The sequence below is a fragment of the Caballeronia jiangsuensis genome (genome assembly GCF_046030135.1).
Taxonomy (GTDB): Bacteria; Pseudomonadota; Gammaproteobacteria; order Burkholderiales; family Burkholderiaceae; genus Caballeronia; species Caballeronia jiangsuensis.
Window position 1 is genome coordinate 1 of the sequence record NZ_JAQQDB010000038.1, and the last position, 22,874, is coordinate 22,874.

Here is a 22,874-nt window from a genome sequence, read left to right on the forward strand (position 1 = left end):
GGAATGTCAGCGCTTTTTAGTAATGTCGGGTTCGAGCTCATTAGAAATGTCCGGTTTTGCCCCTTGAAGGCGCACGCTGAGCGCAAGCGTCTTCAAGGGCCTCCACCATGGGCATACCGCGCGTCGCCGTCAGGGCCAAGAATGACGGTGCATCCGCCGTAGATCGTGAAGCGCGGCCCGCGTCCACCGGGTTCGACTTCGCAAGTCTGGATCACTTCGCTGACGAGATCGAAGATCACTTGTCCGTTCGGGCCGATGCGTCGCGCGGTGCGAATCGACTCGACCTGCACAGGCGCCGCGTGCATGCGGCGCCCGCTCACTTCGCTCGTGCAGGGTGGTTATTCACCCACGCCAGTTCCGGCTCGAGCTGCGACGCCTCAAGCTTACTTACATGATTCGCGTTGTACTGGTCGCTGCCTCGCGGATATTCCGCCCAACATTTCACCGCATAACACGCCGCTTTCGTCAGCTTGTCTGCTTCGGCTTTGTCGCCATTTGGCCTTGTCCGCATCGCCTTCTTTTCTTCCGGATGCAACTGCCGGTTGTACAAATCCGCTCCGAGCGCCCCATTGCCCCGCTCATCGCGCCGCCAGCATCGCCAACCGCTCCGCCTGCCAGCGCACCCGCCGCACCCGCCGCACCCGCCGCGATGTTCCCTGCCAGTGCGTTTCCACCGGCGGCGACGAGCGCATCCGATGCAAGGTCGCCCGCAACCGTCGCCGCGACTGCCCCGCCGATGTTACCGCTGCCCATCGCCGCCGCGGCCGCAGCAATTTCTGCATGCATGCCGAGGCGACCCGCGCCGTCCTTGCCCCACGTCTCGTCGTCCTTGGCCGCCAAGTCATCGGCAACGGTACCGGCTATCTGCATCCCCACCCTGCACTGTGGCCTGCTGGATCGCCATCTGCTCACGCATCTTGTCCGCATCGAACCGGTCCTCCACTGAGCCGTTTGCGTGCGCCGCATCCCGGCTCAAGCCCGCCGTGCTGTCGTGATCCGTGCTTGCGTCCGCCCGTACCGTGATCGTGCCTGGACTCACCGCCGCGAAGGTCGTGCCCGATGCACGCTAACTCGTGCCCGATGCACCCGCGCCGGTCGGCCCCATCCCCGGGATCGATTGCGCGCCCTTGCCCGAGTTCGCGCTTTCGCTCGCGTTGATCGTCTGCGCCGAACTATCCGCATGATTCTTGCAGGTCCGTGTGGTAGAAGGTCTGCGTCGACAGGCTGTTCTTCTCTTCGCTTGCCTTGCTCACGATCGCGCCGCCGTCCAGTTGCGTATGCCGCCCACCTGCACGTCGAAGCCGCCGCCAGCCGCGGATCGTGCGCTTCGTGCGCCGCCGCCGTGCCGCGATTCACGCTCGCGGCCGTATCGCCCACCACGCCGCCCAGCGCCATCGTTACGCCATACTGGCTGGCACGCTGTGTCTCGGCGACTTGTTGCGCATCGGTGCCCGCATCGATATTGATGTTGCTTCCCAGAACGGTCAGATGGTCACCCGCAGACAGGTCGGAGCCCTTCATTTCGGCGCCGCGAGCGGCCAGTTGGTAAGCGCTGGTGAATGGACGAGACGTACATTCGCGTCAAGGGCGAATGGCTTTATCTCTACCGGGCCGTCGACAAGACAACACCGTCGACTTTCTGCTACGCGCTCATCAGGACAAGACTGCGGCCGGGTTTACTTTGCGAGATCGATCGCCAGGAATGACGTGCCTGAGACCGTGACCATCGACAAAAGCGGCGCCAATCTCGCCGCACTCGAACCCATCAACGATGATCGTGAAACGCCCATCAGGATCCGTCAGTCCAAATACCTCAATAACCTAATCGAACAGGACCATCGGGCGATCAAGCGACGAACGCGGCCCATGCCGGGCTTCAAGACCTTTCGCTGTGCGCGGATCCTTCTGGGCGGCATTGCGGTTATGCACATGATCGCGAAAGGGCTAATGAAGTGCGCTCACGCAACCCATCCGTCCGCCGCTGATCAATTCTACAACCTCGCAATATAAGCACTACTTTGCATAGCGATCTCCTTCGCCTCTCGATCCCTACTGCGACAAAGCCCCAGCGACCGTCGTACCACATCATTGTCACCATTATTCCTTCGCTGGTTCGATTCGATGTTTGCGCAACTTGTCGTACAACGTCCTCCGCGACAACTGCAAGGCCTCCGCTGTCTTCACTACAACCCCCTGATTCTGTCTGAGTGCGGCTTCGATAAGTTGGCGCTCGAACCCATCGACCTGAGCTTGCAAACTCGCCGCGCTCGCTGCGGGATCAGCCTTCTCAACCACGCCGATTGCTTCCTCGGCGTCCTCCGCAATGTCAAGTACAAGGCGATCTGCGAAATTGCGTAGCTCCCGCACGTTACCGCGCCACTCGGCTTCCATCCATTTTCGCAACTGTCCCGGGGTCCACACCGGTTGATCAAGACCGAAGCGCGCGCTAGCCATTCGCGTGAAGTGCTGCAACAGCAGCGGGATGTCCTCCTTTCGGTCACGCAGCGCCGGCAAGTCGATCGTGACGACATTGAGCCGGTAGTAAAGGTCGCTTCTGAACTTGCCTTCGTCGCTCAATTTGCGCAGGGACTCCTTGGTGGCCGCGACGACGCGGAATGTTACGGGCACGGGTTCGTTGCTGCCGAGGCGCTCGACTTTCCTCTCTTGCAAAACGCGGAGAAACTTGACTTGCATGGCCAGCGGCATGGCCTCTATCTCATCCAGAAATAGCGTGCCCTGGTGGGCGTGCTCGATCTTTCCGATGCGACGTTTCTGAGCGCCAGTGAACGAGCCGGCCTCGTGTCCGAAGACTTCGCTGTCGAATACTGTTTCGGGGATTGCGCCGCAATTAATGGCGACAAAAGGTCCCTTTCGTTGACTGGAGGCGTGAAGATCTCGGGCGACGACTTCCTTCCCAGTGCCGGTCTCGCCGTTGATGAGGACGTCAACGTCGACGTCCGCCAATGCCGCCACCCGTCGCCGCGCACGCTCGATTGCCGCCGAATGTCCCAGGAGCAGGCTCCCTTCTTCTTGTCGCAATGCGTCGCGCAACCGGCGATTTTCCATAACCAGATGCCGCTTTTCGAGGGCCCGACGAACCACCTCAATAAGCCGGTCGGCGGAGAACGGCTTCTCGATGAAATCGTATGCGCCCTCCCGTATTGCCTGGACAACGAGGGCAACGTCCGCGAAACCGGTGACCAATACTATTGGCAGTTCGACGTCATGCTGGCGCACCGCCGCCAGCATCGAGAACCCGTCCTGACCAGGCAGGCGTACGTCCGACACGATGGTCCCGATTTCCGGATCACTGATGCGATGGACCGCTTCTTCGACCGACGTGCAGACGTCCAGCGGAATCTGCTCAAGTCGGAAGGCCTGCGCCACTGCTCGGCTGACGGAGGGGTCATCCTCAACCAAAAGCACTTTCAACTCCATCAGGTGGTCTCCTCGTCGCGATCACTCGGCGCCAACGGCAAAGTCAATGTGAACACCGCTCCTCCTTCGCTATGGTTTTGCGCGCGCAGCTCGCCACGCATCCCCTGGACGATTGAAGCCGAAATCGCTAACCCCAAGCCGAGTCCTGCCCCGGGCGTTTTGGTCGAGAAAAACGGCTCGAAGAGTCGTTGAAGTGCGGGCGCGGTTATTCCAGTGCCTGTGTCCCGGACGCGTAGGATCACGTGCTGAGGCTCCAGCGAAAAGCACACGCTAACGCGTCTGAGCGGTGAGCTCTTCGTGGCGTCAATGGCGTTCCTCAACAGATTGATCAGCACCTGCTCGAGACGGACGTCGTTTCCTAGCACCCAGATAGGACGAACCGGCGGCACGACGTCGAACTCGATGCCTGCGCTTTCTCCCTCACGCCGCACGAGGGTGACCGCGTCCGAAACAACACGGTCGACAAGCACTGGATCGAATGTCTCCGCACTTTTCTGGGCAAACCCCTTAAGCTGGCTAACGATGGAACCGGCCTTGCGGCACAGGCTGCCGATCTCGATCATGTTATCCGTGGCTTCGCCCACCTCTTGGGCACTCAACAGCTTCTGTGCGTTCTCCGACAGGATGCGCATCGCAGTTAGTGGCTGCGCGATTTCATGCGCGATGCCCGCCGACATCTGCCCGAGAACTGCAAGTTTTCCAGCTTGGATGGCCTGATCTTGGGTCGCGCGCAGCACGCGCTCTGCCTCGCTCAATTCGCTCAGTTTGCGTTCCATGCTGGCATTAGCGTCTACGAGCACCTGCGTGCGATCGGCGATGCGCATTTCGAGCTCGTCGTTGATGCGCTGCAGCTCGACCCTTGCAGCTTGTCGCTCCTGCATCCGTCTGCGCCGTAGCCAAAGTGTGTAGGTCAGCAGGGTGACGAGTGCCGAGGCCGAGCCAGTAGCAATGGCAACGTTACGGGCCCCGGCAAACGTCGCCTCTGTCTTGCTGAACGTAAGGAGCTTCCAGGACAACGGGCCCACGTCGCTGGTCTGCATCAACAAAGGTGACGTCCCGTTGTCGCCGGCAATATATACCAGGTCTTTGGGCGGGGCCGACGCAGATGCACTGCTCCCGAGCGGCTTTGAAGCACGCATGGGCAGTCTCGCGAGGGCGGCATCGCCGTACTGACGCGTCTGAAGTAGTGCCTTCTGAACATCGGGCGCAAGAGGGCGGAGCGTGCGATAGCGCCACATGCTATTGCTACTGAGGAACACGACGCCGTCGGCGTCGGCCAGCGCGACCTCGTCGGCGCCATCGCTCCACGCTTTCTCTAAGTCGCCCAAGTTGATTTTGACGACGACGACGCCGATTGGTACTGCCGCAGCCTTGCTCGTTGTCGACTGGCCGGCGTCGTGCGCGTAAAGCGGATAGGACAAAAAGTAGCCCGGCTCCGCCGTGGTCGTGCCCACGCCGTAGAAGCGCCCGGCCCTGCCTTGCATGGCGTCGATAAAATAAGGCCTGAAGGAATAGTCATGCCCGACGAAGCTTCCCGGCTCGGTGGAATTGCTCGAGGCGAGCGCCCGGCCTCGGTGGTCAAGAAGGTACACCACTAAAGGCTCTGTCTTTTCCTGGACTCGTTTTAGGTAGGCGTTGACCGACTGTGTTCGCGCACCGTCGCCTGGATGCTCGAGCAGGTCGACCAAACTTCCTTGCTGACTTAATACATATGGCATCGACTCGTACTTCTCGAGTGTCTGACCGGTCACGGCTGTCAAGAAGTCCAACCGCTGACGGCTTGTTCGAGTTAATTGCCCGAGACCGGTCTCGAGAACCTGCTTGTAGGTCACAAGTGCAATCGCCGCGATCAGGGCGATGACAATCAAGCTAATTAAAGTCCGACGGCGCGAAGCGCGCTGCCCGTCCTCCCTCAGGCCTGATTCCCCGGGTGATCTAGCAAACTTTGAATGGATCTGGTGCAAATAGGTAAACCTGCTGAGATGTTTCGTATAGGAAAGAAACGTTATCGAGCCACGAGCGACCCGCAGGTGTAGCAAACCGGTTCCAGCGTTTCACGAACTCGGGCGTATAACGCCTCACCCAGCGCAGGATCGTCGTGTGAGCCAGCGACAAACCCCGTTCGGCCATCATCTCGACCACATCGCGCAGGCTGAGCTTGTAGCGCAGGTACACGCGAACACACAGAACGATGATCTCCCCATCAAAGTGGCGTCCACCGAACAACTCCTACAGACTCTTCAGCTTGCTCATCGCCGGTCATAAGTTCGTTGTGCTCCCACAACTCTAACCGATTCCCCGACCCTACTTGCACCAGAGCCGAATACTGTCACGTCCGTTCGATAAGGTTTCCTTCCTATACGAAACATCTCAGCCGGTTTAAGTATGTGCACTAGACCCATCAATGCGACGCCAGCCCGACGTTACTACAGCCCCTGGATTCGAGCGCGCTCACTGGCTGCACGCATCGGAAGGGCCCCGCCGATGGACAGCCGAATAAAATTGGCCGTCTCCCCACCGCGCTGCCAGAAACCTGTCCATTGCGGTACGAGGATGAGTCGAACGATGAAGCATCCGCGCAGAAGGCTAGCTCCTAGTATTTGACTGGCGCGGCCACCGTTGCATCACGCTGGTTGCTGCGTTCGAGCGCGTGAGCCACGAAACCGGAAGCCTTGACGTCCTCCACAAACTCTTTTAGGAACTGCAACGCGCTCACGGAGCCTTTCGGCGTTCCAATTGCCTGCTCGATCACCATGAACCGACCGTCCATAACCCTAACATCCGTCCGACCGGAAGCGAAGGCGATCAGTTGCTGGCGAACGCCGGCCGCGACCTCGAGCTTTTGGTCGCGGAAGACGTCGATCACAGTTGGCGAAGTCGGAGCACGAACGAGTTGCGCATTTTTGATCGTCCGGGTGAGGTAGAGATCGTACGCGCTCCCTCTCCCTACGGCGATCCGTACGCCCTCGCGGTCAACATCGCTGATCGCTCGCAAGCGCGAGTCCGCCGGGACAAGGTAAGTACCTTCAATCACGACATATGGCGCGGTGAACGCGATGTCGTTCGCGCGTCCGGGATCGATTGCCAAGAATGCGATGTCCCAAACGCCAGCCTTTGCGGCATCTGCGACCTTACCGGCTGCCTCGAACGGTATGAACTCAACAGGCACTCCCAGGCGGCGTGCCAGCTCTCGGGAGAGATCAACTGAGATGCCCTGCGGCTCGCCAGACGTGATGTCCTTTTGGGCCAAGACCGGGTTACCAAAGTTGATGGCTGCTCGCAGCTTGCCTTCCGGCGCAATCTCGCGAACCAACTGAGGGGATATGGCCTGTGCCCATGAAGAGCTGGCTAAAACGAGAAGCGCCCAGATTTGTAGAATTCTCAATATCATCATCAAGCGGCTGTTCATTTTGCTGTTGTCCCCATTAAGCGGTACAAGCCTCACCAGGCTCGCTGAGTGGGATCGCCTAGAAAGACGCATGGTGCAAGTCACTGAGGGCGAGTCGAAGCTTCCCCTTTGCGCTCTTGGTTATTTCCTACTGGTTCCATGCCTGCCCTCCGGATCGCCGCTGCAGCCTTGCTGGAAGAGAGAAAGGCAATCAAACGTTTCGCGTCATCGACCTGAGTTGAATCGTTGACAATCGCACCGGTGAATTCCTGGACCAGTTGATATTCGCTCGGAAGGGCGCCCACGAAGTCGACACCAGGCAGATGTACAAGTTCGCTTACTGGTCCGAGGGCCAAGTCGGACTCGCCGGCTGCCAACATTTTGGTGGACTCGACGCCTCGAGCCACCACCTTCACATGCACCTCGTCGGCGACGCCGAGCTTGGGGAGCACGGTGTTTTTGATGTACATGCCACTGGTGCTACCCGGCATCGTGATCAAACGCGCCCCTAAAAGGCTCTTCCTAAGTGCGGCCTCGTCAGATACGTCGATCATCGAGCTGCCAGCACGGACCGCTGCACCAAGGGGAGTCGTCGCCAAACCAACTTCGGTTTCCTTGAGGATCCGGCCCGTCGCACTCAGCTCGCCCAGTCCTTCCTTCGAAAGGATCACCACGTCAGCGTGTGCGCCTAGTTCAAGCTGCGCCTTGATCGTGCTTGGGCCCGTACCCTGAGACGCACCGGTCATTGTTACAACCTTGATGCCTGTTGTTCGCTCGAACTCCGGTAGCACCTCTTGGTACGGGAGGCCGAAGCCTCCCGACATCAAAACGGTGATTTCCGCACGCGCTAGACTCGAAAACGCAACAGTTGCAGCCACAAGAGCGATTACAAGGCGCTTAGGTAGACGATTCGTCATTGTCTTCCTCCACAAGTCGTATTTTTTGATGAAACAGTTCGCAACACTTCAACTCTGAAACTTCCACGCAGGGGCGGGCTCGCGAAAATGCCGTTGACAGAAATCCGCAAGGCCAACTCCTCGGGTTGGCCCCTATCCGTTTAAGCGAAGATGTCTCGCGCGAAGACCGTTGCAGCCGCTTCGTTGTCGGCCCAATCGCGTCGCTCAAGCTGAGGTCGCTCTCGTCGCGAGCTCTATAGCAGGCTGAGCACACATACACAAGAACCCCTGCCGTTCAGTCATGGTCACTGGTGGTAAGCGTGATAACTTGCGGAGCCTCCGTCAAGCCGCTCAGTGGAGCGACCGGATTCACTCCAACGCGCGGGCTAGAACTTCAACGATGCCCGGTGCTAAGGCGTTTTCTACGCGTTCCAAGTACCATCAAGATAGCTCTTCTTTCTGGAATCGGGCAGCATCAAAGAAGCCACGAATCCTACCCCGACCAAGCTAGCGACGTACCACGGGAACCATGCCTCGTGGCCCGCCGCCTTGAGTGACAACGCCACGTACTCGGCCGTGCCGCCGAAGAGAGCATTCCCAACGGCGTAAGTGAAGCCAACGCCCAAGCAGCGCACCGTACTCGGGAACACCTCGGCTTTGACCACGCCGCTGATCGACGTGTAAAACGAAGCAATAACAAGCGCCCCAAGCGCGAGGGCGAAAGCCGAGAAAGGACTGGACGCTTGACCAAGCGCGGAGAGCAACGGCACTGAAGCCAAGGTGCCAAGACCACTAAATAGCAGCATGTTGTTGCGGCGACCAATGCGATCCGACAGCGCGCCGAATATCGGCTGCAGAAGCATGAAGACGACGAGCACGCCCGTCATGACCATGCTTACCGTCTTAGGTGCCATATGGGCCGTATTCACGAGGTATTTCTGCATGTAAGTCGTGAACGTGTAGAAGTACAAGGAGCCGCCCATCGTTAGTCCCATCACGACCAATACAGAGCGCTTGTGCTTCAACAAAGCGGAAAGCGATCCCGCCTCCTTGCTATGCATCGCCTCTTCCGAGCCCGTTTCGACCAGCGACCGGCGCAGATACATTGCCACTACGGCTGTCGCGGCGCCGATGATGAATGGGATGCGCCAGCCCCAGTCCTTAATATCGTCCGCCGAGAGCAACGCCTGCAAAAGTACGAGCACCAGCAATGCCAGCAGTTGTCCGCCAATCAGGGTCACGTACTGGAACGACGAATAGAAGCCTCGCTTGCCCTTGCCAGCGACTTCGCTCATGTAAGTGGCCGCTGTGCCGTATTCACCCCCAACCGACAAGCCTTGGACCAACCGGGCCACAAGAAGGAGTGCGGGGGCCCACGCGCCAATGCTAGCGTAGGTAGGAAGCAAAGCGATCATGAGCGACCCACTGCACATCATCAGCACTGAAATAAGCATCGAGTTCTTGCGTCCATGTCGGTCAGCAATCCGGCCGAACAACCACCCGCCGAGGGGCCGCATGAAGAAGCCTACCGCGAAAATTCCCGCTGCGGCCATTAGTTGGCTGGTGCGATCGCCAGTTGGAAAAAACGCGGCCGCAAAGTAGATCGAGGTGAACGCATAGGCATAAAAGTCGTACCACTCAACCAAGTTTCCCGATGATGCACCGACTATCGCCTTTATACGCTGGGCCCGGCTGCGTTGACTTGTATCCAAATCGTGTTTATTAGTTAGTGATGCTATCGAATTCATGGTGTCTCCAGTAAGACTCGTATCGAATGGACCGGACAGCAATGCGCCTTGGGTCAATGCAACGATCAAAAATGTGCAATGCGGCGATGACAATGCAGGAGCGGTGCCAGTTGCGATCAAAGTAAGGGAAAACCACGAAATTTTTGGAGTGTTTCCCACTTAATACCTTCTGGGCCGCGCCTCAATCCCGCATTTCTCGCAGTCGCTCGTTAAATCCACGGGAGGGAGCCTGTTTCGGGTTCGCGAAGGGTGCGGAAATCCGCTCGTCGGGAATTAAAGTGTGCGGAACTCCGCTCATGCTGACTCGATGTGTGCGAAATTCCGCACGAGCCTCGATTCAGAGAAGGCGTGGGCCTCGAGACAAGGCGGAACGAAGTCCGGCTCTTCGAAGACAGCGCATCAATGCACTTGCGCCCCGTAAGGCCGTTGTCCGCTGGAGATAGAGAGGTTGACCACCCGTGGCGCTCAATCTCGAGCACTAATATTACTGTGTCGTAAAATACATGGCATTATAGGAGCTTCTTCATCGTTTGCATGAGGAGGCTATGGACTGGGATACATCGTTCGACGAGTACCTGGAACACCGATGCGAAACGATTGGACACAGTGATCGCCGCGCCGGTCTGGTGGGCTATTGTCAGGGGTTGATGCTGCCGATTGCCCGTAAAAGTGTGTCATCGGCGGTTCCTAGATGAAAAGCCCTTGCCCGAAAACATTGCATGAGAAGTCAGATCTCATCCGCTACTACTCCAAGCACTTCCACGAAATCGTGACGGCGCACGCGAAAGATTAAGGCGTTCCCGGCTCCGCGAATGCTGCTTCAGTGACGCCTAAGCGCAGAGATCTCGTGAGTCAGTTGGTCGATGCCATAACGCGGTAGTGCAATTTCCGTCCAACTCATCAACCTTGCGCCGTTACTCCTTCAAGCCTTGGTCCCTTCCCGTGGACTCAGAAAAACAGCTTCCTTACGAGGGAACGTAACTGCTCTGGCGGAGGTCGTCGACGTCGGCATACGGTGCTAATAACTCACGATCCGGAGATCGAACTCATGCCTTACTTGACCATGAAAAAACCGGCATCTAAAGCGTCCATTCTCGACAATGCAACACCGTACGATAACGGTCAAGATCTTCGAACGTTTTACCAGATGCTTCCCAATAGGTATTTACAGATGTTACCCCAGTAAAGCCATTTATCAACATCCCATTGCACATGTCATTCCACCTATCTCTATCCGGAATAAAAGACCAGCAGATCCTCGGGAGTAGGTTGCGGCAAAATTAAAATGCTGCATGTAGGTTGTCGAAAGCTTCCGCGGCTTGGCAATTGAGCGAATTCGATCAAGTCGATGAATGGATGAAACATGAAGGGTGATGAAATCGTGACTCTAGGCAGCTATAGAGGGCAAGCGTGATTTCCTACCACCACCGACGCACGCGCCAAACCTGCATGAAATTAAGCCAGCGGCGGATTCAACCCGTCAACGCAACACCTCTGTTCCAATAAGGATCAGAGGAAAAAGGCGAATGAAACGACAGAGAAAGCCGTGGTTGAACAGCAAGGACAGTCAACAGATTTGGCGGCGATGGAGCGAAGGTGAGTCGCTAAGCGAGATCGCGCGCGGACTGCAGCGCGAAGTCAGCTCGATCCATCGGGTGGTCAGTGAACATGGCGGGATTGTTCCTCGGGCGCGCAGTCGCAGTACTCGCGTGCTGGCGCTGCGCGAGCGTGACGAGATCTCTCGCGGTCTGAGCGCGGGCGAGTCGATACGACAGATTGCGCAGCGCTTGCAAAGGGCTGCCTCGACGATCAGTCGCGAGGTGCAGCGCAATGGCGGGGTGCTCAAGTATCGGGCGCACGAGGCCGATGCAACCGCCTGGAAGCGTGCACTGCGGCCCAAACAATGCGCGTTGGCGGGAAATGCTCGTTTGCGGCGATTGGTCGCCAGCAAGCTGCGCTTAGAATGGTCGCCTGCGCAAATCGCCGGCTGGCTCAAGCGCGCCTTCCGAGTCAACGAGGACATGCACCTGTCGCACGAAACAATTTATCGAAGCTTGTTCATCCAAGCTCGCGGCGTGCTGAAAAAAGAGTTGGTGGCCCATCTGCGAAGCCATCAGACGATGCGGCGTTCGAAAAACGCGTCATCGAGCGGGCAAGGCCGAGGCGGTATTGTCGGGGCAGTCTCGATCAGCGAGCGGCCCGCGCAGGCAGAGGACCGCGCCGTGCCGGGGCATTGGGAGGGCGACTTGCTGGCGGGCTCGAACAATACCTACATTGCCACACTGGTGGAGAGGCATTCGCGTTATACGATGCTGATAAAGCTATCGGGCAAGGACACTGAGAGCGTGGTCTCGGCGCTGATCAAACAGGTGAACAAGCTGCCACGGGAGTTGCGCCGATCAATCACCTGGGATCGCGGCACGGAGATGGCAAGTCACAGGGCCTTTTCGATCGCCACCGATGTCCAGGTATATTTCTGCGATCCTCGCAGCCTTTGGCAAAGAGGGAGCAATGAGAACACGAACGGACTGCTGCGTCAGTACTTTCCGAAGGGAGTCCCGGTTGACGGCTACTCGCAAGCCGAATTGAACAGGATTACTAAACGTTTAAACGATAGGCCGCGCAAGACATTGCAATTTATGACCCCCGCTGAGAATCTAGCGGAAACATTGGGTGTTGCGTTGACCGGTTGAATCCGCCCCTGCTTCCATTCACTGCCTGCCCGATTGATGGACGCTTGCCATTGATCACCGCAGGGGGCCAATCCGTTTGCGGCATTGGCCATCCTGTAACACTCCTGACTGTCTTCAGCCTTCCTGATGTCGATGTTCGGCAGCGTGTCAGTGATCTCGCTGATGTGATTGCGTATGTTTGTGTGCCCGACCTTGAGCTCGCAGATGTGCTCCGAACGCACTCATAGTATCGGCCCGTTGTACGTCTCGCGGCGCGGCAACAGAACACTTGTGCGTCTTGCGTTTGCCGATCTGCAGGCTGTAAGTCGTTGTGGTGGTCTCGCCGACGAGAGCAGTGTTCACACTTTCCGTCACCATCGTGCTGATATTTGCACTGCAAGAAATCTTTTCCTACAGTCTCACTTGGATTTCGCTTTTTTCCCGATGTTCTTGACGTTTAGTTTAACTTCTGCCAACATTTTCATTACCAAGATGCCTTTTTGACAGCGTGGGCCGACTCGGCCCCTTCCTGACTGCAGGATGACGTAGCGGCGAGGCATCACGCCTGGCGCCGGCGCGTCGATTGCCCCAGCACACCGTTCCTAGACGTTCCATCATGTAAGACTGACTGAGATGAAACAATCAAGACGGAGAGAATAGTTGTCCTCAATAATATCAATGCACGACAAGCATCGGAACATCATAGTCATGATCGCGTCCATGTTCTGTTTCGCGCTCGTTGACGTGATAGCGAAGTACCTGATCGGCGACTACCCACCCAATGAAATCTCATTTTTTCGTCTCATGATTGGTCTGGTTCCTGCGTTCGGTTACCTGCGAGCTGGAAAATGCGAAATTTCGCGTTCGATGTTCGCGACGAAGCGCACGGGGGGGCACGTGGTTTGCGCTGTGCTTGCATTGGCCTCTATGGCGCTATTCTTTGGCGGTCTGCCCTACATCCAACTTGCGAAAGCAGTCGCGCTCAACTATACAGAAGCGATTTTCGTAATACTTTTGGCGGCGCCCCTATTACGCGAACGACTACGCGCAAAGGAGCTCGGGGTAGCTTTAGTCGCATTCACGGGTGTCTTGCTTATTCTTCAGCCGACCACGTCGGGATTTTCGTGGTACGGCCCGACACTAATCTTGGCGAGCGCTTTACTCGGAGCCGGGTGGGTGATCCAAATCAAGAGGTTAAGCCAGACAGATGATTCCGCTCTGATCGTGTTCTATTTCACATTATACGGGGCTGTGATCAGCGGAGCGTCACTGACGTGGGGCTGGAAGACTCCCGATATCGTCGACCTCAGTCTACTCTGTTCGATTGGTGTTCTGGGAAGCATCGGACAGATATTGATGGCAACCGCTTTAAAAAGCGGCGGAGCTGCTGAGCTTGCGCCCTTCAATTACACCACAGTCTTATGGGCTACTTTGTTTGGCTATCTGCTTTGGGACGAAAATGTCGGAAGCATCGCCGCGGTCGGGATAGCTCTTGTCATTCTGGGCTCGCTATATTTGGCGCTTGAGAACAAACCGAATATCCCAGACCCTCGGTAAACGACCAACGTATCGCACAGGCTGGCGCTTTCGCAGGGTCGTAACACGAACGATTGCACGGCGCCTGCTGCACGGCGTTCGCAAGACCGCCCAGTTGAAGTCCAATACGTTGGCGACAAACCCATAGCCTTAGAAGCTCTGAGAAATGATTCATAAATTAAGGATAACTAATCTACTAAACTGAATTTCCCTTCTCCGACCTTTTGTGCCCGACGCCATACATTGAGCAATCCATCCAGAAGACCATACGCACCCCAATTAGCAAGACTGAGGACATGCCAAAGATTCTTATAGCGAACGTCGATAATGAGGGAATGATAGGTGATCAACGCAACCTGACCCCGGCCTATTGTTTTTTTACCGCAATGCTTGCAAGCCGGCATGTGTGGTTCGCTGAGCCAGGTGACATTGTGATTTTGCCTAAAACACTCTCCCCAAGGATGCTTAAGTACGTCTCGGCCGTTCTCGGTTTTCCCGCCGACACGATAACCTTTTTAGTCCCGCCTTCCGACCAAAATGTGCCGCCGCCGCTTGGTATCCGTCAGTTGCTATCCGCTAGCCTCCTCGATAGCTTGCGGGAAACGATGAATTCGAGCGCGGATTGGGAGCTGTTTCCCTATATCTATGACCGTAGCATCTCGTGCCTCGCGAGTGAACTCGGTCTATCACACAAGGCCAGTGACTTCCTTGCCGATGGTGGTGCCGAGTTACTGAACGACAAAATGGTCTTTCGTCCGCTCGCGGGCGGAGTTGGAGTGAAACTTGCGCCCGGTCGCGTCAACTCAAGCACGTTTGAGCTTAGAGATTCGCTGAAGAACCTTATGTTTCATACAGGTGCCGTCATCGTGAAACAAGACCGCAACTCGGGTGCCGATGGCAATATTGTAGTAACGACGAGACATGACATGAAGACCGCTCAAGGGGCGTCGGCTGTCTTCCCTGTTTCGGCAGAAGGAATTGATGCCGTCGCTGACCAGATCTGGGAACGCCTGGCTTATCACGAAAAAACGAATCTGGTCGTCGAGGCATACTACGAAGTCGAGCGTGTCCTTTACGCTGAGTTCGAACTTCCCAAAGACCGTTCGAGAGTCGCCTTCTCGAACTGGGGCGAAGTGCGTCTTGACCCCGGATACAAAGGTCTGATCCTCCCTCCCGAAATCGGCTCGAATAAGGGCGCAGAGTTCATCTCGGGGGCTGCCGAACTGGCGCGCGCCGCACTCGCCCTTGGCTTCCATGGGCTTATCGACATCGACGGCATCGTGACGACGGACGGAACCGTCATCTTCAACGAAGTGAACGGCCGCGCTGGTGGCTGTTCCCATGTTTGCCATCTCGCCCGTAGGTTGGCCGGTGGCCGGGCGAACGACCGCGTGACGGCGACAAACAATCGAGTTCGAGCTTCCGACCTTCAAGTAGTTTTCGATGTGCTGTCGGGAAGTGACCTCGCGTTCGACGAGACCACCGGTACAGGGGTAGTGATCGCTTCCGAGGATCTCGAACACTGCGGCGTGCTCGAAACACTTTCGATCGGCGAGTCGAAACAGCACGCGCTCGAACTTGAACGAAAGTTCATTGACTTAATTCAATAGCGCACGCTGCCTTCCTCGTAATTCCAACTTATATCGCATGATGCGAGGGCTAACCATGGCTGGAGCAAAAGAAGGGGATTTCGCTGAACTAGTATCGCCATTTCTAAAAAGGAAATTGGCAGATATCGAATTGAAGTACGGGCGCGGGAGCGCGGAATGGAACGTCATCGCCCTCCAATATCTAAGAAGCCCACTGGAAAACAATGTCGCAAGTAGCGACCGACGCCGTCACTATGAATCTGAGTTGCAGATTTACCACCAAGGCGAACCTCTGCACGGGGTCGAGCGCCTCTACAAACGAACCCTCTTGATCGAACCAACGACTGCGTGTGCGTCACACTGTCGATGGTGTTTGCGAGGCCAGTATCCCATCAAGACTCTGACGAAAGACGATGTGAAGGTGATCGCCAGGTACGTTGGCGAGTCGCCTGACTGCGTCGACGTCGACGAAGTGCTGATTACGGGCGGTGATCCCTTCATGCACCCGAGACTCCTGCGCACGACAGTCGAGGCGTTGGGGACGTATGCGCCCAACGTGAAGACGATACGGATCGGCACTCGGATGCCGTTTCAATCGCCTGAGCGGATCAATGACGAACTGCTATCTATATTGGTAGCTGCAACGCAACGGATTGAGGTTGCGATAAACGTCAATCATCCTCTCGAGTTTTGGGACGAATCTACCGCTTCGTTGAGGCGCCTGCTCGCTGTCGGGGCTCGAATCTACAACCAAAATCCTCTTCTGAAAGGGGTGAACGATCATAGCTCTACTCTCATTGAGCTGTATGACTCCCTTAGGAACTTGGAAATCGAGTCGCACTATCTTTTCCACGCGATACCAATGGCCGGCATGAGCCACCATAGGACGTCGATTGCGAAGGGCTTGCATCTTGCTCAGCGATTGTGCTCGTCAGGAACCTTTTCCGGCAGGTCAAAGCCACGCTTCGCGCTCTTGACAGATATCGGCAAAGTCGTTCTGTATGAAGGCTCGATATTGAAACGCCGGCCGTCTGACAACTCAGTCCTCGTACAAACCGGATACCGGCCTGAGGACCGTACGCGCTGGAATCCTTCATGGTCTTTGCCAAACAGTGTTGAAGTCGATGACCACGGCTTTATGACTGTTTGGTATCGAGACGGCAACGACGATACGTTTGACTTGACCGATTACTGGGGGCAACCGCCGGCGCGCGAACCCTCAACGTTCGGAGACGCGAACGTTCTGCCGCTCGCAGTCGCCTGAGGCGCGAGCAATCGCACTCTCTTTCTACTAATCCAAAGCACAGGTACCTTTCTAGGACTCGACATGGACGCCCGAACGAATCGGCAGGATATGCAGAGCAGCACGGAGTGGCTTGACTGGAAGTTCCACATGAAGAACCTCATTCGCACGCAGGCCGACTTGGAACCATGGATTCAAGTTTCGGAACGCGAAAAGAAGGGTATTGAGCTGACGAAGGGATTGTACGAGTGGATGGTCACGCCTTACTACGCCTCCTTGATGGATCCAGCAGATGAGAACTGTCCGATCCGCCTACAAAGCATCCCGCATCCCAGCGAAACGGCGTCGCCGCCGAATGCAGCCGTTGATCCGGTCGGTGACATGAAATACTCCAAAACAAGGCGGGTTGTTCACAAATACCCGAATCGTATCGTACTTCTTGTTTCTGACACTTGCCCGGTTTACTGTCGCCATTGCACGCGAAAGTTTCACACGACTGCAACGGAGGGTACATACTACAACGAAAGCTTCGACTTGTCCTATGAGCCTGACTTCGCATATATCCGTGAACACAATGAGATCAACGACGTACTCCTCACCGGAGGCGATCCGCTCACACTCACCGATTCGAAGCTGGAGTCAATCATCTCGCAGTTGAAGGCAATTGAGCATGTGAAGGTGATCCGGATCGGGTCTCGATACCCAGTTTTTCTCCCGCAGCGTATCACGCAAGGTCTTTGTGACCTACTCGCGAAGTTTCACCCGATCTGGTTCAGCACGCATTTCAATCATCCTCGCGAGATCACGCCAGAAGCCGCTAGCGCGGTTGACCGACTCATTCGAAGCGGTATTCCGGTGCAAAATCAAACGGTATTGTTGAAGGGTGTCAATGACGATGTTGAAACTATGCGAGCGCTCAACCGCCAGCTGCTAGAGATCCGTGTCCGCCCATACTATCTCTATCACGCCGACAACGTCACCGGCGTCTCGCACTTCCGGACATCTGTCTCTGTGGGGCTCGACATTTTAGAGAAACTGACTGGGTACGAAACGGGATTCAGTTTACCCCAATACGTCATTACAACGGACCTCGGAAAGATCCCGGTTAATAACACCTACTATGCAGAGTCTAACGGCAATCAACTGATCCGCAACTTTCGCGGCGATCGCGCTGACATCACGCGGTACCTTGCGTTGGAGGAGTGACCGCTATGTTGCACACATGGGTTCCGCGTTCCGATCGCACGCACTATGCGTTGAATTGGCCATCGCGCGTACGCAGGGACGCACGTCTCTCTTTCACGCTCACAGCCGACAGCTAAACTTTTTATGCAAACCGCTCACAGCCTTGAAGAATCTTCGAATATCGTTACGACGATCGACTGTAACGGACGCTCTGATGCACAGATCAAGTTAAGCATTCAGCGCGCCACGGAGAACCGTGCTCCCCTAATGAAGCTCATCGGACTCGATCTGGATCGCATTGAACGTCCTACGCCTTCGCATTGGATCGACAATTGCGCAACACCGAATGACGCGCGTTTTGAACAACTTTCTAATATGCTGGGCAACGTTTTCGGCTATTCGGATCTACAGAATGGTCGTCTTGTTCAAGAAGTCTTTCCGATTCGAGGAGATGCAAGAAAACAAGTCGGCAGCGGCGCCATTAAACTGGAACTGCACACGGAGGATCCTATCCTCGAATATCGAGCCGACTACCTCGGGTTCATGTGCGTATCGAACCGAGATCGCATTCCCACGACCGTAGCGGTGCCAGACTTCGCACTCCTATCCGAGACAACCCGTCTAACCCTTTGCGATACGAAGTTCACAATTTTCTCGGACCGTCCAACTCCGACGCCCTTCAAGCCAGCAAAGCTGGTGACAAGTGTGTTGCTCAGGGCTCCAGGCGGCCGACTTCGTATGATTTATGACCCAGTTTATATCGACTACGCTGCTATGGATGCCGGGCAATCGGCCGCCTTCCGCGAATTGCAAGAACTTATAGACAGCGCGATGACCGAGTTTCTATTGAAGGAAGGGGACGTGGGATTTGTGGACAACTATCAGGTTGCTCACGGCCGCCCCCAATACGTGCCGCGCTACGATGGTACTGACCGATGGTTAAAGCGAACTCAGATATCGTCGAACCTCGTACGCTTCAGCGCGATCGCAGTTGGCGAGAATGTTCTGCCCTGACAACAACGAGTCGAGGGATGGCCGCATTTCCAAGGCGGAACAATGCCGGACCCTACACCTGATCAAATGGAAATTAAACTCAATCGTTTCCTAGCTCCTCGCGTCAGCGGGTTGGAGGCATCCGCTTCGGTCGCTGCAGCCAATCAACTCCTGACTGCGGTTCCCGGAAAGTTTCTACAGACGTCAATGCACGACGGCGAACCTGATATTGGTCCACCCGATCATGTCGTGAGGGCCACTATCGGTGCGTTGCAACGGGGCAAAACAAAGTACGACCACCTCAACGGGCTAATTCAACTTAGAGAGGCAATCTGCGACAAGCTCTTTACTGATCACTCGCTTGATGCTTCCCCGGACGAATTGCTAGTGTCAAACGGCTCAAGTCAATCCATTTACCAGTTTATCCAATGCTTCGTCTCGCCGGGTGATCAGGTTTTGGTCCCGAATCCCGCATGGCCTTCCTACGTTCAATTCGTGAGACTCGCTGGAGGCGAACCGGTCGGTTATTCCATGATCGACGGCTTCAGTGTAGCTGAAATCGAGGCGGCGATAACGCCGTCGACGCGGCTCCTGATCATCAACAGTCCGCACAATCCAACAGGATCCGTTATCGCGAAAGACGACCTCACCCGATTGGGCGAGTTGGCGGAGCTTCACGACTTCCTGGTGCTTTGCGATGACGCATACGAGGTGTTCGTAAACAGCCCATCCGATCGCGCGAGTCTTGCGAGTGCAGCGCCGTGTGCGAAAGATCGGATTGTTACTGCACGGTCCTTTTCGAAAACCTACGGAATGACAGGCTATCGCATCGGCTACCTCCACGGGTCGCGTGATATCGTCGATCGGTGCGCTGCTATGCAAACCCACCTTTCCGACAATGTATGCACTTTTGCTCAATATGGCGCGCTCGCTGCGCTCGAACTTGGAGCGGCAGAAGAGGAGACGCGGCGGTCGATATTTCTTGCGAGACTTGCCACCGCCTATTCTTTGATCGAAGGCACTCTTCCTTGCCTTCGACCGCGCGGCGCCTTCTATCTGTTTCCTTCCATTGAGTCCGCCTTAGCAAGGATGAGCCTAAGTGAAAGCGAGTTTGTATCGCTGTTGGCCCGAGATACTGGCGTTACTGTCCAGCCAGGCCGGCACTTTGGCATGGAAGGTTTCATTCGCATCTCGGTCGCAGCCACTGACGTCGAAGAGACGCGTCGTGGCGTTGGTAAGATCCTAGACTTTATCGGGCGTTAGGCAGTTATGGGCGGTCCTGGATTTTCTAGTCCCCTATGGTGATCGCCGCCGGACGCGGCGAACCGTTGAACATGACTATTCGAGTTCGTCGGACAGCGGCGTCTAGTGGGCTTGCAGTTCCCGGGGTGCCAGAACCTCTGGGAACGGCAGGTACGCGGCGCGTTCTGGGGTGGGACTGCCGAATCTGGTGCAAATAGGTAAACCGTCTGAGATGTTTCGTATAGGAAGGATACCTTATCGAGCGGACATGACAGTATTCCGTATGGCGGACGCGGCGGCGCCGTTGCGGCCGAGCTTCGAGAGATCGAATCGATCCTTGCGAATGCGATGCGCCAACCCGACGCCTGAAATCGTTGTTGCGGCAATCCTGAACCGTTTGAAGCCGAGCATCACGTTCGTTCTCGATTTGATGGGGCGATGGTCCTGTTCGATCAGGTTGTTCGGATATTTCGAGGACCGGACCATCGTGTCTTCAGGCAGCAGACCATCGGCCTTCATCTCGCGAAACGCACGGTGCGAGGCAGCAAAAACATCGAGCGTGATGGTCTCCGGCGACTGGCCTTGGTGCCTGATGGCCTTTCTGAAAAAAGCTTTGGCCGCGGCCACATCGCGCTTTGCCCTGAGCATGAAGTCCACCTTCTGGCCAGCCCGATCCACCGCCCGGTACAGGTAGACCCACCTGTCACGAATCTTCAGGTAGGTCTCGTCGACACGCCACGAGCGACCCGCAACTGTAGCAAAGGGGTTCCAGCGTTTGACGAACTCGGGCATATAACGCCTCTCCCAGCGCTGGATCGTCGTGTGAGCTAGCGACAAACCTCGTTCGGCCATCATCTCGACCAGATCGCGCAGGCTGAGCTTGTAGCGCAGGAACCAGCGAACACACAGAACGATGATCTCCCGATCAAAATGGCGTCCGCCGAACAATTCCTCCAGACTCTTCAGCTTGCTCATCGCGGGTCATAAGTTCGTTGTGCTACTACAACTCGAACCGTTTCCCCGACCCTATTTGCACGAGAGCCTGACAGATTTCCCGCTATCAAGCCAGTGACAGCCGATACGGTGTATTGAGCTACGTCCGGCTTGACAGCTTGAGCTATGGCATCAGCCACAAATCCTGCAACCGTAGCAGCATAGTCTGCTGCCGAGAGTCGCGCAGAATACGGTGAAGGGATCGTTGCAGCAGCAGCCGTCGCCGCACCGAATCGCCCCGCATTCGTAGATGTCGTCGACGCCGCATCTGCAACCGTATTGCGCATGTTCGCGGCGTGGCTTTTCCCATGGGCATCGCAATGGTTCTGCCGCTCGCGCCGCGAACGCGCGTTTCGTCGCGTTCCGTCTGGGCCGCGCGCTGCCGACGGGCGTGATCGCCGGGCTCGTGTTTTGTCCGTGGATCGAACTGGTGAAGTATCGCGCGTATCTGCCTCACGGGGTCGACACCGCGCTGCATGCAGCGTTCTCCGCCCTGATTCGCGTGGCCGATCACGCGGGCAGCAGCGGCTTTGCGCTCGTCATGCCGTTCGCGCTCGCGGCGGCCGTGGCGGCGATGATCGCCGCGTCGCGTCCCGGCGCGTTCAACACGCTCTACGGCTGTGCGCGGGGTCGGTTACGGGCGCCGTGATGAGTCTGGGCGCGCTCGTGACCATCGATCTCGACGCGAAATCGACATGGGCGTCGAGCCCGACGTCGGTGCTGCTGTATCTGTGCGTGGCGTCACTGGCGTCGCTTCCGGGTGCGATCTGACGCGTGCCGTCCTTCTTCATGGTGATGCTCGCGTCGCCGGTCGTCAGCGTGATCGACTCGTCGGCGCTCATCGTGAGGTGCTTTCCGACCGTCAACGTATCGTCTTCGGTGATGGATGTCGTGCGGGCCTTCCCAGCGGCGCTCGTCTGCGCGCCGTCGATGGACTCACTCGCGTCCCCGGCGACCGACACGGTCTGGCCGCCGCTCACACTCAGCGACTGATCGCCGCCCACGGTCGTCGACTGGTTCCCGCCGACACTGACGGTCTGATCGGATTTCACCGTCACCGTCTGACTCGACCCGACGCTCACCGTCTGGCTCGCGCCGACGGGTTCGGTGTGATACGCGCCGATGGTCACGGCCCGATACGCGCCCACGGTCACCGCCTGGAACGCGCCGATGGTCAGGACACGCGCTGGACGTGGAGTGCATCGATCTTCGGATAGAAATCCGTCGTAGCCATGTGATCCCCCGTGCCGGTCGGCGTTCGCATGCAATGCATGGGTTAAACGAACGGCGCCAGCGGCTTTTGAATTTCAAAATCGCGCGCCGAGCCACGTCTTATCTACGAAGCGCCATGCCCTACCGCCCTCATCCATCGACCACGAGGTTACTCATGGGCCACAGAGAACCCTCCGTCCAGACAAGCGACATCCATGATGCCGAAGATCTGCTCGCGCAGCCCTCGCCGCGACAGGCCGATGCCTTCGCGCTGCTGCTGCGCCATCGCCCATCGGCAGGGCGTGCGAGCGCGCTGCCGGGGATCGTGGTGGGCACGCTTGCCGCCATCGCGGACGCGGGACGCACGCCGCTCGTGCTGTTTCCGGGGCCGCACGGCAACACGGCGCTCGCCGCGCGCTCGGTGGTGGACCTTGACGGCGGGCATGTCGGCAAGGAAGTGGCGCTCTCGTTCGAGAACGGCGACGCGACGCGCCCCATCGTGATGGGACTGTTCCACGACGAATCGAACCGGCCGTTGCCGGCCGCAGGACATGTGGAAATCGACGCCGACGGCCCGCGCATGATCGTCGCGGCGCGCGAGCAGCTCGTCCTGCGCTGCGGCGAGGCCAGCATCACGCTGACGCGCGCGGGCAAGGTCATCATCGAGGGCAGCTATATATCGAGCCAGTCCGAAGGACTGAACCGCATCAAGGGCGGTTCGGTCCAGCTAAACTGATAG

19 protein-coding genes and 3 pseudogenes are annotated in these 22,874 nt (G+C 57.1%); 11 read left to right on the forward strand and 11 right to left on the reverse strand.

Annotated features, from left to right (window positions below; all coding sequences use genetic code 11):
* Window positions 1-92 precede the first annotated feature (92 nt).
* Window positions 93-305 (reverse strand): hypothetical protein, encoded by a 213-nt coding sequence (locus tag PQR08_RS30000; protein ID WP_250487901.1) that lies wholly within the window; start codon window positions 303-305, stop codon window positions 93-95.
* A gap of 160 nt (window positions 306-465) precedes the next feature.
* Complete coding sequence (locus PQR08_RS30005; RefSeq protein ID WP_250487900.1) at window positions 466-870, reverse strand: hypothetical protein; 405 nt, start codon at window positions 868-870, stop codon at window positions 466-468.
* 647 nt (window positions 871-1,517) lie between these two features.
* Here PQR08_RS30005 and PQR08_RS30010 point away from each other — a divergent pair.
* Window positions 1,518-2,010, forward strand: a pseudogene (locus tag PQR08_RS30010) (IS6 family transposase); the annotation flags it as partial.
* 87 nt (window positions 2,011-2,097) lie between these two features.
* Here PQR08_RS30010 and PQR08_RS30015 read toward each other — a convergent pair.
* The 6 genes and pseudogenes from PQR08_RS30015 to PQR08_RS30040 form a co-directional block, all read right to left on the reverse strand.
* Complete coding sequence (locus PQR08_RS30015; protein ID WP_250487899.1) at window positions 2,098-3,438, reverse strand: sigma-54-dependent transcriptional regulator; 1,341 nt, start codon at window positions 3,436-3,438, stop codon at window positions 2,098-2,100.
* Window positions 3,438-5,306, reverse strand: coding sequence for a sensor histidine kinase (locus PQR08_RS30020; RefSeq protein ID WP_250487898.1), 1,869 nt, complete (start codon window positions 5,304-5,306; stop codon window positions 3,438-3,440). Before PQR08_RS30020 ends, PQR08_RS30015 begins: the two co-directional genes overlap by 1 nt.
* 195 nt (window positions 5,307-5,501) lie before the next feature.
* Window positions 5,502-5,664 (reverse strand): annotated as a pseudogene (locus PQR08_RS30025) (IS6 family transposase); the annotation flags it as partial.
* A 367-nt stretch (window positions 5,665-6,031) separates the two neighbouring features.
* A complete protein-coding gene (locus PQR08_RS30030; protein WP_238218480.1) occupies window positions 6,032-6,847 on the reverse strand; it encodes an ABC transporter substrate-binding protein in 816 nt (271 codons plus the stop codon).
* An 80-nt stretch (window positions 6,848-6,927) separates the two neighbouring features.
* On the reverse strand, window positions 6,928-7,743 hold the full coding sequence (locus PQR08_RS30035) for a substrate-binding domain-containing protein (protein ID WP_238218481.1): 816 nt from the start codon (window positions 7,741-7,743) through the stop codon (window positions 6,928-6,930).
* A 401-nt stretch (window positions 7,744-8,144) separates the two neighbouring features.
* Window positions 8,145-9,470, reverse strand: coding sequence for an MFS family transporter (locus tag PQR08_RS30040; protein WP_250487902.1), 1,326 nt, complete (start codon window positions 9,468-9,470; stop codon window positions 8,145-8,147).
* 545 nt (window positions 9,471-10,015) lie between these two features.
* Here PQR08_RS30040 and PQR08_RS30045 point away from each other — a divergent pair.
* Window positions 10,016-10,144, forward strand: a pseudogene (locus PQR08_RS30045) (IS701 family transposase); the annotation flags it as partial.
* A 405-nt stretch (window positions 10,145-10,549) separates the two neighbouring features.
* Here PQR08_RS30045 and PQR08_RS30050 read toward each other — a convergent pair.
* The gene (locus PQR08_RS30050; RefSeq protein WP_404979017.1) at window positions 10,550-10,726 is read right to left on the reverse strand and encodes a hypothetical protein; all 177 of its coding nucleotides are present in this window, start codon (window positions 10,724-10,726) and stop codon (window positions 10,550-10,552) included.
* A 270-nt stretch (window positions 10,727-10,996) separates the two neighbouring features.
* Between PQR08_RS30050 and PQR08_RS30055 the strand changes: the two genes are divergently transcribed.
* The 7 genes from PQR08_RS30055 to PQR08_RS30085 all read left to right on the forward strand — a co-directional run bounded on the left by PQR08_RS30055 (window position 10,997) and on the right by PQR08_RS30085 (window position 19,951).
* Entirely contained in the window at window positions 10,997-12,163 is a 1,167-nt protein-coding gene (locus PQR08_RS30055; RefSeq protein ID WP_408163352.1) for an IS30 family transposase, read from the forward strand.
* Window positions 12,164-12,850: 687 nt separating this feature from the next.
* The gene (locus tag PQR08_RS30060; protein WP_250484774.1) at window positions 12,851-13,699 is read left to right on the forward strand and encodes a DMT family transporter; all 849 of its coding nucleotides are present in this window, start codon (window positions 12,851-12,853) and stop codon (window positions 13,697-13,699) included.
* Between the two features lie 275 nt (window positions 13,700-13,974).
* Window positions 13,975-15,288 (forward strand): preATP grasp domain-containing protein, encoded by a 1,314-nt coding sequence (locus PQR08_RS30065; RefSeq protein ID WP_250484775.1) that lies wholly within the window; start codon window positions 13,975-13,977, stop codon window positions 15,286-15,288.
* Window positions 15,289-15,343: 55 nt separating this feature from the next.
* Window positions 15,344-16,531, forward strand: a complete 1,188-nt coding sequence (locus tag PQR08_RS30070; protein WP_250484776.1) for a radical SAM protein — start codon at window positions 15,344-15,346, stop codon at window positions 16,529-16,531.
* Between the two features lie 90 nt (window positions 16,532-16,621).
* Window positions 16,622-17,716: an arginine 2,3-aminomutase gene (blsG, locus tag PQR08_RS30075; protein ID WP_284509049.1), complete on the forward strand. Its 1,095-nt coding sequence runs from the start codon at window positions 16,622-16,624 to the stop codon at window positions 17,714-17,716.
* Between the two features lie 123 nt (window positions 17,717-17,839).
* The gene (locus tag PQR08_RS30080) at window positions 17,840-18,709 is read left to right on the forward strand and encodes a TauD/TfdA family dioxygenase (RefSeq protein ID WP_250484778.1); all 870 of its coding nucleotides are present in this window, start codon (window positions 17,840-17,842) and stop codon (window positions 18,707-18,709) included.
* A gap of 42 nt (window positions 18,710-18,751) precedes the next feature.
* Window positions 18,752-19,951, forward strand: a complete 1,200-nt coding sequence (locus PQR08_RS30085; protein ID WP_250484779.1) for an aminotransferase class I/II-fold pyridoxal phosphate-dependent enzyme — start codon at window positions 18,752-18,754, stop codon at window positions 19,949-19,951.
* A 234-nt stretch (window positions 19,952-20,185) separates the two neighbouring features.
* On the opposite strand, the gene PQR08_RS30090 is transcribed toward PQR08_RS30085, so the two are convergent.
* Complete coding sequence (locus tag PQR08_RS30090; RefSeq protein WP_250484780.1) at window positions 20,186-20,905, reverse strand: IS6 family transposase; 720 nt, start codon at window positions 20,903-20,905, stop codon at window positions 20,186-20,188.
* 268 nt (window positions 20,906-21,173) lie between these two features.
* Here PQR08_RS30090 and PQR08_RS30095 point away from each other — a divergent pair, with 268 nt between their 5' ends.
* Window positions 21,174-21,572: a hypothetical protein gene (locus PQR08_RS30095; RefSeq protein WP_250484781.1), complete on the forward strand. Its 399-nt coding sequence runs from the start codon at window positions 21,174-21,176 to the stop codon at window positions 21,570-21,572.
* Here the strand turns inward: PQR08_RS30095 and PQR08_RS30100 are convergent.
* Window positions 21,526-22,071 (reverse strand): bacteriophage T4 gp5 trimerization domain-containing protein, encoded by a 546-nt coding sequence (locus tag PQR08_RS30100; RefSeq protein ID WP_250484782.1) that lies wholly within the window; start codon window positions 22,069-22,071, stop codon window positions 21,526-21,528. The genes PQR08_RS30095 and PQR08_RS30100 overlap by 47 nt on opposite strands.
* A gap of 239 nt (window positions 22,072-22,310) precedes the next feature.
* Here PQR08_RS30100 and PQR08_RS30105 point away from each other — a divergent pair, with 239 nt between their 5' ends.
* The gene (locus PQR08_RS30105; protein WP_238217827.1) at window positions 22,311-22,871 is read left to right on the forward strand and encodes a DUF6484 domain-containing protein; all 561 of its coding nucleotides are present in this window, start codon (window positions 22,311-22,313) and stop codon (window positions 22,869-22,871) included.
* Window positions 22,872-22,874 lie beyond the last annotated feature (3 nt).